The organism is Yersinia sp. SCPM-O-B-9106 (C-191) (genome assembly GCF_026183365.1).
GTDB lineage: Bacteria > Pseudomonadota > Gammaproteobacteria > Enterobacterales > Enterobacteriaceae > Yersinia > Yersinia rochesterensis.
Map to the genome: position 1 here is coordinate 3,636,031 of NZ_CP110791.1, position 16,030 is coordinate 3,652,060.

Here is a 16,030-nt window from a genome sequence, read left to right on the forward strand (position 1 = left end):
TCTCCGTTTATGCCTTAGCCTTCGGCATCTGGGAAACCAATGACAAATTCACATCCATACCTTCCACCTGGAAATGTGGCACGGCATACAGTTTGACGCGGAAGAAACCTGGGTTGTCTTCAATATCTTCTACCGTGACTTTCGCATCACGCAGTGGATGGGACGCCTGCAAATCATCACTAGGATCAGTCATTTCCGTCACCAGTGTGCGGATCCAGTTGTTCAGCTCCAGCTCCAGCAAACGGCGGTCTTTGGTGGTGCCGATGTTCTCGCGCTGGATCAGTTTCAGGTAATGGGCAATGCGCGACAGCAGGAAGATATACGGCAGACGGGCATTGATGCGGCTGTTGGCGGTGGCATCAGCCGTGTCATACAGCGCCGGTTTCTGGGCGGAGTTAGCCGAGAAGAAGCACGAGTAATCACGGTTTTTGTAGTATGACAGCGGGATAAAGCCCAGGTTGGCAAACTCAAATTCGCGCGTTTCCGGGATCATCACTTCTGACGGGATTTTCACCTGATTACCGGTACCCAAGTCATACAGGTGGATTGGCAGGTTGGTGACTGCACCACCGGCCTGTGGCCCACGGATCTGTACGCACCAGCCATTTTTAATGAAGCTTTTCACCATGTTGGCGGCAAAGGCAAACGAGGCATTGGTCCACAAATAGCGATCGTGGTCTGGCCCTTTCACCTGTTCAACGTAGTTGAAGCTACGCACTGGCACAGTGTCTGGCCCGTACGGCAAACGCCCCAGCACGCGCGGCATGGTCAGGCCGATATAGCGGGAATCATCCGAGTCGCGGAAAGCTTTCCACTTGATGTATTCGGCGCGGTCAAAGTAGTTAGCGATATCTTTGATCGCCGCCACTTCTTCCATGTTCTCTTTGCCAAAGAACTCGGGGCCAACGGAACCGATAAACGGCATATGGGCCGCCGCCGCTACCTTGGAGATATTGCGCAATAAGGCGATATCTTGCGGGCTGCGGTCGAATTCATAGTTGGAGATAGCCGCTGCAATTGGCTCGCCGCCAGGGGTGTCGTATTCCTGAATGTAAGTCTGAGTATATAACCCGCTTTGCACGATTTCAGGCGCGTCTTCAAAATCCTGCACCAGATGATCTTTGCTGATATCCAGTAATTCAATACGAACGTTTTGACGGAAATCGGTTTGATCAATCAGGGATTTAACGCCACGCCAGGTGGACTCGACACGCTGGAAATCAGGGTGGTGCATCACCGCATCCAACTGACGACTAATTTGGTCATCCAGTGCTGCAATGTGACCATCCAGCAAGGTTTTATCCAGCTTCTCTACTTTTTTTGACGACTGCTTCAGCAAGTCTAAAAAGACACTGACGGCGGCGGTGACGCGCTCATCGGTGGTGGCATCCGCCATAGCATCGTTATTCTGGAAAGCATCCAGACCGGTCAATGAAGATACCGGGCTTAGGTTGATTTTTTCAAACAAAGAGGCGTAAACCCCTTGGGCTACAGGGTTATTCTTTTCTAAAACGGTGGTGGCAGTACCCTGCGCAGTGTTTTCCTGTACAGACATCAGCATGTTCCTTTTCTTCTTTCTAATGGCAAGCAGCCAATCCAGCGATTAACAGTCTTTTGGGGCCAGGGCCGCCAGTTCAGCGCGCAGTTCATCGCTCAAGGCATCGTCTTTGAGGATATTTTCCAGCTCACGACGGAAGGTGGCGTTGTCCAGCAGATTGGATTTCAGGTCACGCAGCAGGTTGCGCATCGCCAGCAAGGCGCGTAGTTGCGGGATTTGACGCGCGACGCTTTCCGGTTCGAAATCTTTCATCTCACGGAAAGTCAGAGACACGGCAGTATCAGTGTTATCGCCTGCCAGCGTGTCAGGTACGGCCAGTTGCAAGCTCGGTTGGAATTCGGCTAACACACTGTTAAAATTGTTTTTATTGATATTGAGCTTTTCACGTTCGGACAGCGGGCGCTGTTCCTGACCGTTGCTGTAATCACCCATTACCAACAACTTTAAAGGCAGCTCCATTTTCTTTTGAGCGCCACCTGTATGCAGGTCTAACTTAATATTAATACGCGCTTTGGGTATTTCATTTTGGAAGCTTGAAGAAGACATCGACATTCCTTGTTAGGGAAGAGAATTAAGGAAATCCATTCCTGATAAAACGCGTAAAAATAATCTACTTGTGTGAACACAATATCCAACACCCTCCGATACGTCGGGCGTATGTAATAACAAAATAATTGTCCGTAGATAACCTTACCCATTCACAGGATGGCATAACACGGTATCTGATAGGTATTTTTCACACACATAAGCACATCAATTAAATACCCGAGGCGCAGTGTAGAAACATTAGGTACTTAACACCAACGCGTTAAATGTAACTAAATGTAACCATTAAAACAAAATAATCAATATAACATCTCATTGATGTGTAAGACTTTTCTTACATGAGAAACGTAAACCCATACTGTGAAAGGGTTTAATAAATATCATAAAAATTAAAGTAACAGCTTTGGAAGTGGGTTGTAGGAATATGCCTACAAATATTTTTTCAGAAATGTGACATTCGTCGGGAATGATTGATTACAAGAATCAGAAATAAGAGATAAATCTATTATCACTGTGAATCAATTAACCTCTATTAACGTAAATATAATTTATTGCAAGAGAGTGTCATTGAATTTTTGAGCATAGTCCTCTGCCCCCGCAGAACTTAATTTTCTCGGAGCCAATATGCACAAGAGTGCTAGCCAGATGATGGCTGAGCACCCTGAATATTTATTCTAAAATGGAAAACATGCTAAGTAACTATATAGTTTAGGTTTTTGTACACGTCATGAATGTATCAATAGGTGAAGATATAATATAATCATTATTGTTCACTTCAGTCACTTTGTCGGCGGAAACAAGCTATGAAAGTCTGGATCTCGGTGGAAAGGGCCGATATTTTTGCGAAGGATCTGTCTGCATGATAGATGTCCTGACCGTGTGTTTCTTTCATCCTGACAATTTTCCCCTGTGACCGCTTCAGCATAGCTGACAACAACTAGCGTAAATCCGACATAACATTAATTTGAATTTTTAATATTCTCTTCCTGGTATAGAAAGCAAGATCATGCTTTCTATAACTGATAATCTACTATTAACATCCAGATGAGCATCAACCAGAGCGTCGAATTGCCACTTAAGCATTCTGATTATTGTGATATAGGAAAGGTAACGCATGAATAAAAACCGGATATCTAAAATGCTATTAGGCGCGATGGCCTTTGTCAGCACCATCACGCTAATTCCCGCAGCACAAGCCTGTACCCGAGCTGTTTATCTGGGGCCGGAAGATTTAGTAATAACCGCCCGCTCGATGGATTGGAAAGAAGATCTTCATTCTGATCTGTGGATATTCCCACGGGGAATGGAGCGCACTGGGAATGCGGGGCCAAACTCAGTGACCTGGACATCAAAATATGGCAGCGTGATCACCGCCGCCTATAACATTGCGACTACTGACGGCATGAATGAAAAGGGCTTAGTGGTGAATATGCTGTGGCTGGCTGAATCCCAATACCCAGAGCCAACCCCAGCTAAACCTAACATTTCACTGGCAGCCTGGGGGCAATATGTTCTTGATAATTTTGCGACCGTCGATGAAGCGGTTAATGAATTTAAAAAAGATCCTATTACCGTATTAACCAGTAATGTCCCTGGTCAGGAAAGGCTGGGCACCATTCATCTCACACTGTCAGATGCCAGTGGTGATAGCGCCATATTTGAATATATTGATGGCAAGCTCATTATCCACCATAACCGGGAATATCAGGTGGTCACAAACTCACCGACCTATGATAAACAATTAGCAATTAACTCATATTGGCAAAGAATTGGTGGCACCAACATGCTACCGGGCACCAATAGCTCCAGTGATCGTTTTGTTCGGGCACAGTTTTATATTAATGCGATTCCCAAATATACCGATAAGCAACTGGCTACAGCGAGCGTATTGAGTGTTATTCGTTCAGTTTCCGTTCCTTATGGTATCAGTACACCCGATGAACCGAATATCTCCTCCACCCGTTGGAGAACTCTCTCAGACCAGAAAAATAAGATTTATTATTTTGAATCTACATTGATGCCAAATACATTTTGGGTTGATTTTAATAAGGTCGATTTTTCAAAATCTGCTGACGTGAAAAAGCTGAAGATCAATACGCCACAAGCGGCTCAGTATACTGGCGATGTCTCATCACATTTCCAACCAGAAAAACCGTTTGTATTTGAACCTGTTATTCAGAAAACCTAATGCAACCTGTTGAGCAGTAGAGTAAAAATGGGGAGAGAATCACCCTAATGCTATTAGCATAGCGCTATTCTCTCCCCTGTTTATTGGCACCATAATCTACATAGCTCACTGCTCCAGCAGCTAATGCAGCAGTGCCAATGATTCTGAAGTATTCGTCATTTTGCCCATCACAAAAGCCAGATTAGCGGCAGCGACCAAAGAAGCGGCATGCGCGTCAGCGCTCATTTGCTGCGCATTCAACAACCCATTGGCAGTCTCATTAGCCACTGTTATGGTGCCGACACCATTGCGATAAGATTCCAGTGCGGCGTCATAGGTAATAAAGGAGGTTTTCACCAAATTGAGTGCCGCCTGATTGGATTCAAGCGCAGAGCGCAATGTATCTGCCGCCACCACGATTTCACGCACTGCCAACTCCTGCGTTTTCTTAAATCCTTCGGCAGCAACTGCGGCTCGGGATTCTGCCTCTTTCACCCGCGCCGCACGAATTCCGCCATCATAAAGAGGGACACTGACGCCGACCAAAATACTGGAAGATGAGGTTTGTTGGCTGATGCCGGGCAAGCCCTGAATATCAAAACGCCCATCCCCCCCCGCCACAGCCCCGGCCAGATAGACTTTCGGCAAGAAATCAGCTTCTGTTGCTTTGATACCCGCTTTAGCGGCTTCAACCGCCGCATAACTGGCTAACACATCCGGCCGCTGGGAAAGCGCCAGCCGAATCATTTTTTCGGTCGGTGCGCTGATCCCCTTTGGCAAAGCACGATCCTCGGCATACCCGACTTTGATATCCAATGACGGAGAAACGCCCATCGCGCCCAGCAATGCCTGATAAGCATCACGTTCAGTGCCCTTTGCCATCACGCGACGTAACTCAGACTGTGCAACCTGCTGCTGCGCCAGCGCCACTTCAACTGTCGTCGCGACCCCATTCTTACGACGTTCCTCGGCAGCATCTTGAATTTTTAAGCTATTCTTCAGTGTTTGCTCTGCTATCTGGCGCTGAGTTTGTGCCACACCATATTGGAAGTAACTGCGGGTGACATCATAAATGAGCTTTTGGTGCATACCATTGAAGGCCACATTCGCGGCATAGGAAGTCTGTTTAGCGGCGTCAAGCAGCGCGCTGCGCTGACCAAAATCAAAGATAAGCCACTGTAATGCCAAAGCAGGAACCACTGCACTGCCGGAGGTTTTTAGATCCTTATCGCCGCCAATCGCGTAAGGTAACGGCGTGGTGGTACTCTGGTAGCCGCCAATCACACTCGCTGAAATGATAGGTAAAAATATCGCCTCCCCCATTCCTACCGCCAGTGCTGCTTGCCGCGCTTGTTGCCAGGCAATTCGAGTATCCGGATTCTGACTTTGGGCGATATCAATCAATTCTGGTAACGAATAAGCGCGGTCACTTTTTATGGTCGGCGGCGGGGCCAATTCCGCCACCAACGGATTCGGTGGGACAGAAAAGTTACCGCTCCCCACCGAAGCATTGGCATCAGGCGACCAAGGTTCGGTATAAGATGCAGGTGCAAGATCCAAGCGATCTGTAGCACAACCGGCGATCAACATGCTCAGACTCAATACCGAGCCAGTCAAACTTATTTTGACTATCCGGGCCGTCAATACAACGTGCGTCATCATGTCATCCAATTCCCAGAAGTTCCTCAAGCCGCTTTATACGTTGTTGAATAGTCAGATCAATTGGCAATAGCTCTTTTTGTAATAACTCTTGCCGTAATGATGCGCCATTCTGTTTTTGCTCATTAGATAATGCCGTAGCATCGCCACCTGTCGAAAGCCGACGCAATTGTTCTACATCGGACGCCGATTTTTCAGTGGGGAGAAACAACACCGGGCACAACTTGCCCATTTCAGCCAGTATTGCTTGTAAGCGCGCACACTCTTCTCGCGAAGGGCGCAATTGCGCGGGTTCGAAGGGGATCAGCGCCAGCTCTTCTTGCGCACTGTTAATCTCCGCCTCAACAGTGGTGGCCTCTCTTAGCGCCGCAGGCCGTGCATCGGGCGATAATGCAGCCAAATTCGTTAGCGATTTCAAGGCATTATTGATATGGACACGCACCGCATCTGTAATCGCCACCGGCCACAATCGGGTGAAAATCACATATACCACCAGATTACCCAGCAAAATACCCAGCACTCTATCAAGGGCCACGCCCAGATCGGTACTCGGCCCAAAACCTTGCAATACCGTCAGCAGGAAGGCCAATCCTACCTGCACACCGGCATACGCGATGCGCTCACTGCCACATGACACCCAAGCGGCCAATAGAATGCAGCCAAACACCAACGCCATTAATTGCCCAATATCATTCAGATGGGGAATGATGAAGATAATCGACAGCACCCCCATCAGCGCCCCAATCAAGCAACCAATAATCCGTAAAACCAGTTTATGCACCGTCTCGCCGGTGGTGCCCAGCGCAGCAACATAGCAAGTGATCATGGCGGTATGAATATCCTGCCAGTCCAACGCGGTGTAAATCAGATAGCAAATCAGCGCCGCGGCCGTCGTTTTCAGAGCAAACTGCTGATGAACAGGATTGGTGAGGGCATCTGCGGCAAAGAATGAGGATTTCGGCGCATCCAAATCTTGCCCACTCTCCCCGGTCGCCAATGCTCTCAGCGCGTTGCTGATTTCCTTGATTTCATCACTGGCACTTTCACTAGCAAAGTGAGGAATATCAACCACATTTCTCGCCAAAATTGCCTGTGCCGCAGCACTACAGTAGCTCGCCAGTTCAAGGCGCACATTCTCCGGTGAGGCCGCGGGTAAAGCCGAGGTCGCCAACAGTAACCGGTAACTGCTTTTTACCGCGTTCTCCAGCCAAGCCGCTTCAGCCGAGGGGCGCAGATGAAAAATACGCACAAAAAGCGCCCGTTGTTGATGTTCATTTTGCCCTTCTTGTAGCAAATCCCCAACACCGGCGAGGTTGGCGGCACTAGGTTCGCGCAATGCCTCCGCCACGGTAGATAGCCGCTCGGATAAGCTGGCGCGCAATAACGTCTGAGGTGCCCGGCCAAAGAAAAGGTTGAAGCCAATAATCAATAACATCGGGGAAACAGCCATTAGCCAAGCATACAACAGCCCCCGCGTTGCCACTTCCCCCATGGGAATATTGCTCAGCAACGTCATCACAAAAGCAATCACCAGCGCAATAATACTGCCGACCGGGCCGAGTTTGCTGGCCGAGCCGAGATAGAGAAACAAAAATGAGCTGACAATCAAAGCCGCCATGCGCAATGGTGCAGCTTCCAATGTGAAGTGGATAAGTAGGAATACCAAACCGACGACCAGCGATACCAATATGGTGATAGCAATAGCCATCACCATGCTCTCTACACCATCCGGTTTCATCACGAAAATAATGAGATAACAGCTGATCGCGGATTCTGGAATGCCGTAGACCATAGCAACCAGAGTCATCAATGCACAAAGCGCAGCAACGCGCCAGGCCATCGCCACCCGCCCGGGGAAATAGGCTAAATCAGCTTTTGCCTGGCGGATGATGCCGCCAAGGGTACCGTCAGCAACCGTCGTCATTACGCACGATAACCACGGCAGTCGCCCCAACTCGCATCAGGTCCTCCGGCGGTTTTTCCAGACTGATTCTCACTGGGAAACGCTGGACAACACGCACCCAATTTAATGACTTCGGCACATAAGGCAGGCCACGCGGGATATTCAACATATCTTCAGAACTCACGCCCCAACCAATCCCCTCGACCCGCCCTTGAATCGCGCGCTGTCTGTCCGCCATCACATACACAGTGGCACAATCTCCCACTTTGATATGCTTCAATTCTGTCTCGCGGAAAAATGCTGAGGCATGCCAATGTTCGGTATTAATGAGAGTAAAAATGGCCTGATCCGGGACAACAAACTCACCTGCTGAGACAGTCAACCCGACAACCCGGCCATCGTGGGGCGCACGAACTTGTGTATTCGCCAGTTCGCGTTCGGCAATCGCCAGTGCTGCTCGGCGTGCCACCACCAGCGCTTCAGAGGCGGCGGTACTGCTCACCAAAGCCTCTGCGGCAAACGATTGTTTTAATGCTTGTTTTAGGCTGACTTCGGCATCATGCTTCGCCGTCGCTGCATCATCGACCTGCTGCGCGGTAACATAGCCTTTCGGGAGCAAAGGTTGCAGACGGGCCAATGTCTGAGTGGCTAATTTGAGATTGGCCTGCGCTCGGACAATTTGTTCATTGGTAATTGCCGCGTTGGATTGCTCAGCGACCACAGTCCGTTGCTGAGTATCGCGGGCGGCCTCCGCCATTTTCAACTCGGCCTGCGCCTGTTCGACTTGTAGCCGATAAAGATCCGGATCAATGGTAAACAACAGGTCGCCCCGCTGAACTTTGCTATTTTCCTCGACATTGATCGAGATAATACGGCCCGGAACCGCACTGACAACATGCACCACACTGGCTCCCAGCTCTGCATCCTCAGACAACGGATTCAGTGTGGTCTGCCGCACTGACAGCCAGCCGAAAATCACGGCGGCAACAATGATAACGCCGGCAACAATGAGTGCCAGTTGCCGCTTGCGCCCACTCCCCTGTAGTTTATTCATATTTATTATTCATCGCATAAACAGTAATAGGGAACAGATGAATGCCACAGCCAGCGCCAGGCAGACATACACCAATAGCCGCCAGGGCAGCACGTCATCAATACCAACGCGAATAAATACGACACGAGCAATCACCGCCGTGATTATTCCGATAAAAGCGCAAGCCATCCAGGAGGGGAAATAGGAACCCACCAAGGAAAATGAAGGCGCTGCGGCACCTGAGCAGCCACTCAGGGCGATAGCGGATAACAGAACCCATGGCCCACGCCATAGATTCGGTTTTATGGCACTTAAAAGCCCCTGCTGCTTCCTGAGGGAAGTCATATTATTCATTGAACAACCTCAATTAACTCGCGATATCCCATCAGAAATTTAAGTTTATGACTATAAACAGCGGCTACGAATGGCTTTCCAAAGTGTTTTTGAAAATTTGCCCATCTTTCATAATGACCCGAAATGCTTTCTCTGGTTGAGCGACGAGTTGGATATCATCCAGAGGATTGCCATCGACCAGAATCAGGTCAGCCAGCGCACCATTTTCTACAACACCCAATTTTCCTGGGTAAGGATTTCTGGGGCCAGAAAAGGCGCAGAGTTCAGCATTAACACTGGTTGCCATTTTGAGGACTTCAATCGGTGAGTACCACCGGGTCAGTTTGGCTAATTGCGCACCTTGCCGGCTTGCCAGTCGGGCATCAAACAGAGTATCAGTGCCCCATGCCGTCTTAATGTTGTATTTTTTCGCCAACATATAAGCAGTATCCGTGCCCGCCACCATTTCAAGTTGTTTGGCCCGTGACGCCGGACTTGGTGTTGGCACCGCATCTTCATCATCAAGGAAAGGTTGCAAGCTCCACCAGATGCCTTTTTCGGCCATTAGCTGCACAGTTTCCTCATCCAACAACTGGCCATGTTCAATACATTTAACCCCACCTTTGATAGCCATAGTAACAGCGCGCGGGGTGTAGGCATGGACGGTCACATAGGTGCCCCAGTTTTCAGCTGCGGTGACTGCAGCTTGGATTTCTGCTACAGAACCCTCAGTCACATCGATGGAGTCATACATGGAGCTGACACCACCACCGGCCATATATTTGAGCTGCGAAGCACCTCGCATAAGTTGTTCTCTGGCGCGCAACAATACTTGATCAGCACCGTCAGCGATCGCCGTCATCCCTACACGTTCGGCGTAACTTAGTGGATCTGAGGGGGTGTGCGGCAATTCACCAAGTAAACGAAAATCGCCATGCCCACCGGTCTGAGTGATGAATGCGCCCGATGGGAAGATTCGCGGGCCAGTGGCGATATGCTCATCAATCGCGCGTTTCAAGCCAAAAACCGGCCCGCCCATATCACGCACAGTGGTAAAACCGCGCATCAAGGTGGCATCAGCTTCAGCAATGGCCAGCGCCTGAATATAATTAAAATCCGCCGTCATGGCGGTCATCATCGACGGGCGAGCCATAATCGCATGCCAGTGAGCATCAATCAGCCCCGGCATCAATACGCCGCCACCACCATCAATAAGCTCCACATCCGGCGAAAGCGGTGTATTCGCAGGTTCAACCGATTTGATTTTGTTGCCTTCGACTAATACTCGTAGCCCGTCTCGCAAGTGGTCTGAAATACCATCAAAAATGCGAACATTAATAAAAGCCACCACACGCACCGCATTGGCAGTTGCATCGCTTTTTTGTGGTTTTGCTCCCGGTACCGCTGCCGCAACAGTGGCCGCGGTGATAGGGGTTGATTGGGTCGCTTTCTGGGAAAATACTGTATTAATACGCACGAATGCCGGGCTATTACAGAGGCAACCTTCGCCATGTGTGTGGGGGAGCTGAATTAATGGCATGTGAGACATAAAGTTCTCCTTAATGAACAGTCCCTCAATAAAAAATCAGAGGGCGCGCTCTCGATCATAGAACAAATTTTCTCATAACAGCTTATTTTTATAAAAAAATTTGACCAGAAATAGTGTTGGAACTCTAATCCTGACCTGATAGCGCCGATAGCTGTATTTTTATTATTTACCGGAATGAGCCGATGGGATCGGCTGTATTTCTCATATTAGGCAAAAATGCAGATGGTATATACTTTTCACTATTATCATTGAGCCTATTAATTCTGATTTTTTTTAGCAAGTATATTATTTACTCAACTTGCTACCCTAGATCATATCAATCTCTGGCAACCTAGAATTATTTATGGCAATATACGAAACATATATGTTTCGTATAGGTGTTTTATGGGAATTGTTAAAATATCTGATTTGATGCATGAGAATCTTCGCATCGCCAGTAACGCCATGAGCCGCTCAATCAATGCACAAGCCGAGCACTGGCTCAAAATGGGTATGCTTGCCGAGCTTTATCCTCAGTTGAGCTATCACGAACTTGCTCGCGCACTGGTTCAGGTGGAATTACAAGGTGGAGCGGACATTGCCAGAATCATCCAGAGTGAAACCCATAAGCTTAATAAAGAAGAGAATGCACAATGACAGAAGTAAAAATCCACTCACTAGCAGAAATTGAAATGGCGCGTGCCGCCGGCCAAGCTGCTGCAAAAGTGTTGGAAATGATTACACCCTATGTCCTTGCCGGGGTTACAACGGATGAGATTGACCGGTTGTGTCACGATTACATTGTTAACGAACTAAAAGTTATTCCTGCCAATATTGGCTATCACGGCTATACGCGCACAGTTTGCACCTCGGTGAATCATGTGGTCTGCCACGGAATTCCGTCCGATAAAAAACTCAAAAATGGCGATATTGTGAATATTGATGTCGCCATTATTAAAGATGGTTGGTATGGCGACACCAGCAGAATGTACTTTGTCGGTGAGCCTTCCGTAAGAGCTAAACGACTGGTGGATATCACTTATTTATCGATGGTGGCGGGGATTCAGGTAGTACGTCCTGGGGCAACACTCGGAGATATCGGGGCGGCGATTCAACAGGTGGCGGAGGGGGCTGGTTTTTCTGTCGTAAGGGAATATTGTGGTCACGGTGTGGGCCAGGAATATCATACTGCGCCACAAATCCTGCACTACGGGGCACCAGGAGTAGGCATGCCGCTTAAAGCAGGGATGATTTTCACCATCGAGCCGATGATTAATACCGGTAAAGCGGCCACCAGCGTACTGGCGGATGGTTGGACGGTCGTCACCAAAGACCGCTCCCTTTCAGCCCAGTGGGAACACACCATTGCTGTGACGGAAACCGGCTATGACCTGCTGACACCATGGCCAGAGGGCACCGGAGAATACGCCGCAATCTAATCATCACCTTATTCGTGGCAAACACCTTATTCGTGGTAAACAACTGGCCACGAATAAGGGAAAAATCGCCGCTCAGTACCTTAGCGGTAATAAACCGCAATATGCTGATCTTGCACTTTTTCTATCCTGATTTTTATATCAAAAATTTCTTCCAGGATATCCGGCTGCATTATTTCTTCGGGTGCACCGCGATAGATAACTTCGCCGTCTTTCATCGCAATAATATGGTCAGAATACGCAGAAGCGAAGTTGATATCATGAATGACCAATATGATGGTTTTATTCAATTCATCGGCCGCACGCCGCAATTGCTTCATCATCGCGACACAATGCTTCATATCCAGATTATTTAATGGCTCATCCAACAGGATATATTTCGTATCCTGGCACAGCACCATGGCAACATAGGCGCGTTGCCGTTGCCCACCTGACAGTTCATCAAGATAGCGGTCTTTCAGCGGCATCAAATTGAGGAACTCCATTGCCGCATCAATATGTTGGCGATCATTTTCATTGAGCCGCCCTTTCGAATAGGGGTAACGGCCAAAGCCAACTAAATCCGCGACTGTCAGCCGGCTGGTAAAATGATTTTCCTGCCGTAAGACGGAGAGGATAGTCGCCAACTTATCGCCAGAAGTTGTGGCAACATCCAGCCCATTATATTGGACACGCCCGAGATCTGGCGTCAGTAAACGGCTCATAATCGACAATAACGTCGATTTACCCGCACCATTTGGCCCGATGATTGATGTGACTCCACCAGACGGAATGTTCTCATTTATATTATTGAGTACCGTTGTATTCTGGTATTTTTTATTAATATCAGTTATTTCAATCACACCGGAGCCTTTTTTATTAAAAGATAAATAAACAGCGCGCCACCCACAAACTCAATGACCACGGAAAGCGTTCCCGACATGTTCAATAAACGTTCGAGGATTAATTGCCCACCGACCAACGTAATCACCCCCAGCAGAAAGACCCCCGGCAGCAAATATTGATGCCGGAATGACCCCACCAGTGGATAAGCCAGATTAGCAATGAGCAAACCTAAAAAGGTTAATGGCCCAACCAGTGCCGTCGATATAGCCACCAGCAAGGAAACCAGCAGCAAAATAGCGGTAATTCTTTTCTGGTAGGCAACCCCCAGATTAATCGCGGTATTTCTACCCAACGCAATAATATCGAGGGAATGACGCATACGCCAAATGACAATCGCCACGATAATAATTATCCCAGTAGACAGGGCAATAATTTCCGGCGCGGCTCGCGTAAAGGTGGCAAATACCCTACCCTGCAAAATAGCAAACTCCCCAGGGGAGAGCAGGCGCTGCATCAAGCTGGATAAACTGCGGAACAAAGTGCCACAAACCAACCCGACCAATAATACCTTGTGAAGATTGATCCCGACACCGGTCAGCAACCAGCGATACAGAAATACCGAGAACAGCAGCAACAAGGCCGACTCACAAAGGAATTTCCCTGTTATTCCTAGCACCCTGAACCCATTGGCATCGACAAAAAAGATCAACATCGTTTGAATTAGGATAAACAGCGCTTCAAGCCCCATCACTGACGGCGTCAAAATACGGTTATTAGTCACTGTTTGGAATAATACGGTGGCAATACCGGCAGCAAACGCGACCAATACCATAGTGGCTAAAATAAGGCCGCGATGCACCAGAACATACTGGATATTGCCCCGAAGATTAATTGTCATGAAAATGATAATCGCGGCAAGGGCGATAATACTCAATAACAATAACCGCTTTGCTGGCGAGCTGAATGTTTTACTGTTCTCTTGAGGAAGAGAGCGTGAGGAAGAATACTCATTAGCCTGCATGACGTTTTGTCCTAACGATTAATAATAGGAAAACGAGTGCGCCAATTGCGCCCAGAATAACGCTGGCAGGTATTTCAAATGGGTAACTGACTAACCGACCAATAATGTCACATAACACCACCAGCCCACCGCCACACAACGCCACCCAAGGAATGGTTCGACGCAGATTATCCCCCATCGCCATACTGACAATATTGGGTACAATTAATCCGAGGAAAGGTAGCACGCCAATTACCACCACCACCACGCCACTGACAATGGCAATAATGGACATCCCCATTAGCATAACCCGCTGATAATTCAGGCCAACATTGACGGAAAAATCCCGCCCCATTCCGGCGACAGTAAAACGGTCAGCGATTAAGCAGGCAATCAGCGTTAATGCGCCCACGATCCACAGCAGTTCATAACGGCCCTGCAACACGCCGGAGAAATCACCCGATTCCCAACTGCCCAATGATTGCAACAGATCAAACTCCATTGCCAGGAAGGTCGTCACCGCGCTAAATACCGCCCCCAGCATAATGCCGGTCAGCGGCACCATCAGCGCCGATTTCATTCTCATTCGTGCCAGCAACAACATAAACAGTGCCGTCCCGCCCATGGCGAATACAGTGGCAACCAGCATCTTAACCATTACCGGAGCCGCTGGGCTAAACACCATGACTAATAATAATCCGAGACTAGCCGACTGGGTGGTGCCTGCAATTGAGGGTTCGACAAATCGGTTCTGAGTGAGCATCTGCATAATAAGGCCAGCAACACTCATGGCACTGCCGGCTAAAACTAATGCTAGCGTTCGCGGCACGCGACTTATCAAAAAAATATCGCGCATGTCGGGATCTGACCAGACTTCGGCCAATGTGACATTACCAACACCAATAAACAGGCTGCATGTCATTAGGCCCAGTAAAATAACCAGGCCCGCAATAAAACTAAGATTTTTCATTAGTGAGAATTACTGCGCGGAGGCTTGTTTATCCAACACTGAACTGATTTTATCCATCAGTTGCATATAACTCTGTACGCCACCGGCAATATAGAGCGAGGCAGAATCAAGATAAATTACGTGATTATTTTGCCATGCTTTAGTTTTATGAATCAGTGGGTTATCCAGAACCTGTTGTGCTGACTGGTTTTCAGTACGGCCAATAGCATTATCGCGGTCAAGGACAAACAGCCATTCTGGATTAGCATCAAGAATAAATTCGGAGGTTACCACATTGCCATGATTACCGGCTTCAGTGAAACTGGCCGCTGGCGTAAATCCTAACTCATCAAAAATAAAACCAAAACGCGAGCCTGGTGTATAAGCAGACATTTTTCCACCACTGACCATCACTAACATGGCAGACCCAGCGTTAGCTGATTTCTGTTTGATAGCATTAATCTGAGCGGTAAATTTACCCAGCAGGGTTTTCGCTTCTTCTTCTTTACCAAAGATAGAGGCTAATTGCTCCGTACGTTGAGTCAGACTTTGGGTAAAATTCTTAGGATCGATATCCAGTGAGATGGTCGGGGCAAGAGCGCTAAGTTTGTCATAGGTATCTTGAGCACGACCGCCCGCAATAATTAGGTCAGGTTTAGCCTGGCTAAGAGCTTCATAATCCGGTTCAAATAATGTGCCCGCATTCAGATATTCTGCACCAGTGTATTTGGATAAAAAGGCCGGAAGATGGGTGCTGGTCTGGGGTACACCGGCTACTTTTATATTCAGGGCGTCGGCAATATCCAATGTCGAGGGGTTCAATATGATGACTTTTTGCGGATTAAGCGGAACCTGAGTAGTACCTTGTGCGTGCTCGATAGTGATTTTTGATGTTTCTTCAGGGGTCACAGAGGAATTATCACACCCGGTAAGCACAGCAGTCAGTGCCAGTAATGATGAAAATAAAGCTAAACGTAATCGCATTTTCTCTCCTGAAAAGTGGAATGTGGATATCCTTGATTGGGAACGCCAATGATTTGCATTACTAATCTCAGGATAATACCGACATATGCCGATAATTAACAGAAGATAA

General features: G+C 48.2%; 14 protein-coding genes. 3 read left to right on the plus strand and 11 right to left on the minus strand.

The features are described from left to right. Positions 1-7: 7 nt before the first annotated feature. Both tssC and tssB read right to left on the minus strand, forming a co-directional pair. A complete protein-coding gene (tssC, locus tag OP863_RS16580; protein ID WP_265525613.1) occupies positions 8-1,561 on the minus strand; it encodes a type VI secretion system contractile sheath large subunit in 1,554 nt (517 codons plus the stop codon). A gap of 42 nt (positions 1,562-1,603) precedes the next feature. Next, the gene (tssB, locus tag OP863_RS16585; RefSeq protein ID WP_038630699.1) at positions 1,604-2,104 is read right to left on the minus strand and encodes a type VI secretion system contractile sheath small subunit; all 501 of its coding nucleotides are present in this window, start codon (positions 2,102-2,104) and stop codon (positions 1,604-1,606) included. A gap of 1,252 nt (positions 2,105-3,356) precedes the next feature. On the opposite strand from tssB, the gene OP863_RS16590 reads away from it, so the two are divergent. Beyond that, positions 3,357-4,292 (plus strand): linear amide C-N hydrolase, encoded by a 936-nt coding sequence (locus tag OP863_RS16590; RefSeq protein ID WP_404273971.1) that lies wholly within the window; start codon positions 3,357-3,359, stop codon positions 4,290-4,292. Between the two features lie 120 nt (positions 4,293-4,412). Here the strand turns inward: OP863_RS16590 and OP863_RS16595 are convergent, their stop codons facing one another. The 5 genes from OP863_RS16595 to OP863_RS16615 form a co-directional block, all read right to left on the minus strand. Continuing rightward, positions 4,413-5,933, minus strand: a complete 1,521-nt coding sequence (locus OP863_RS16595) for a TolC family protein (RefSeq protein WP_265525614.1) — start codon at positions 5,931-5,933, stop codon at positions 4,413-4,415. 1 nt (position 5,934) lies between these two features. After that, positions 5,935-7,854 (minus strand): FUSC family protein, encoded by a 1,920-nt coding sequence (locus OP863_RS16600; RefSeq protein WP_186368240.1) that lies wholly within the window; start codon positions 7,852-7,854, stop codon positions 5,935-5,937. Further along, the gene (mdtN, locus tag OP863_RS16605; RefSeq protein ID WP_145587693.1) at positions 7,838-8,887 is read right to left on the minus strand and encodes a multidrug transporter subunit MdtN; all 1,050 of its coding nucleotides are present in this window, start codon (positions 8,885-8,887) and stop codon (positions 7,838-7,840) included. The genes OP863_RS16600 and mdtN overlap by 17 nt, the downstream gene beginning before the upstream one ends. Before the next feature lie 9 nt (positions 8,888-8,896). After that, complete coding sequence (locus tag OP863_RS16610) at positions 8,897-9,220, minus strand: YtcA family lipoprotein (RefSeq protein ID WP_186368241.1); 324 nt, start codon at positions 9,218-9,220, stop codon at positions 8,897-8,899. Between the two features lie 64 nt (positions 9,221-9,284). Continuing rightward, positions 9,285-10,748 (minus strand): metal-dependent hydrolase family protein, encoded by a 1,464-nt coding sequence (locus OP863_RS16615; protein ID WP_265525615.1) that lies wholly within the window; start codon positions 10,746-10,748, stop codon positions 9,285-9,287. A 384-nt stretch (positions 10,749-11,132) separates the two neighbouring features. On the opposite strand from OP863_RS16615, the gene OP863_RS16620 reads away from it, so the two are divergent. Then, positions 11,133-11,384: a ParD-like family protein gene (locus tag OP863_RS16620; protein WP_038630687.1), complete on the plus strand. Its 252-nt coding sequence runs from the start codon at positions 11,133-11,135 to the stop codon at positions 11,382-11,384. Next, a complete protein-coding gene (gene map / locus OP863_RS16625; RefSeq protein WP_038630686.1) occupies positions 11,381-12,166 on the plus strand; it encodes a type I methionyl aminopeptidase in 786 nt (261 codons plus the stop codon). Before OP863_RS16620 ends, map begins: the two co-directional genes overlap by 4 nt. An 80-nt stretch (positions 12,167-12,246) precedes the next feature. Here map and OP863_RS16630 read toward each other — a convergent pair whose 3' ends face one another. The 4 genes from OP863_RS16630 to OP863_RS16645 are packed head-to-tail and all read right to left on the minus strand — an operon-like array spanning position 12,247 to position 15,921. Beyond that, positions 12,247-13,005 (minus strand): ABC transporter ATP-binding protein, encoded by a 759-nt coding sequence (locus tag OP863_RS16630; protein WP_265525616.1) that lies wholly within the window; start codon positions 13,003-13,005, stop codon positions 12,247-12,249. Continuing rightward, on the minus strand, positions 13,002-14,009 hold the full coding sequence (locus OP863_RS16635) for an iron chelate uptake ABC transporter family permease subunit (protein WP_038630680.1): 1,008 nt from the start codon (positions 14,007-14,009) through the stop codon (positions 13,002-13,004). The genes OP863_RS16630 and OP863_RS16635 overlap by 4 nt, the downstream gene beginning before the upstream one ends. Further along, positions 13,999-14,958 carry an ABC transporter permease gene (locus tag OP863_RS16640; RefSeq protein ID WP_004392204.1) on the minus strand — a complete coding sequence of 320 codons (960 nt, stop codon included), beginning with the start codon at positions 14,956-14,958 and terminating at the stop codon, positions 13,999-14,001. Before OP863_RS16640 ends, OP863_RS16635 begins: the two co-directional genes overlap by 11 nt. A gap of 9 nt (positions 14,959-14,967) precedes the next feature. Then, the gene (locus tag OP863_RS16645) at positions 14,968-15,921 is read right to left on the minus strand and encodes a siderophore ABC transporter substrate-binding protein (RefSeq protein ID WP_038630676.1); all 954 of its coding nucleotides are present in this window, start codon (positions 15,919-15,921) and stop codon (positions 14,968-14,970) included. Positions 15,922-16,030: the final 109 nt, after the last annotated feature.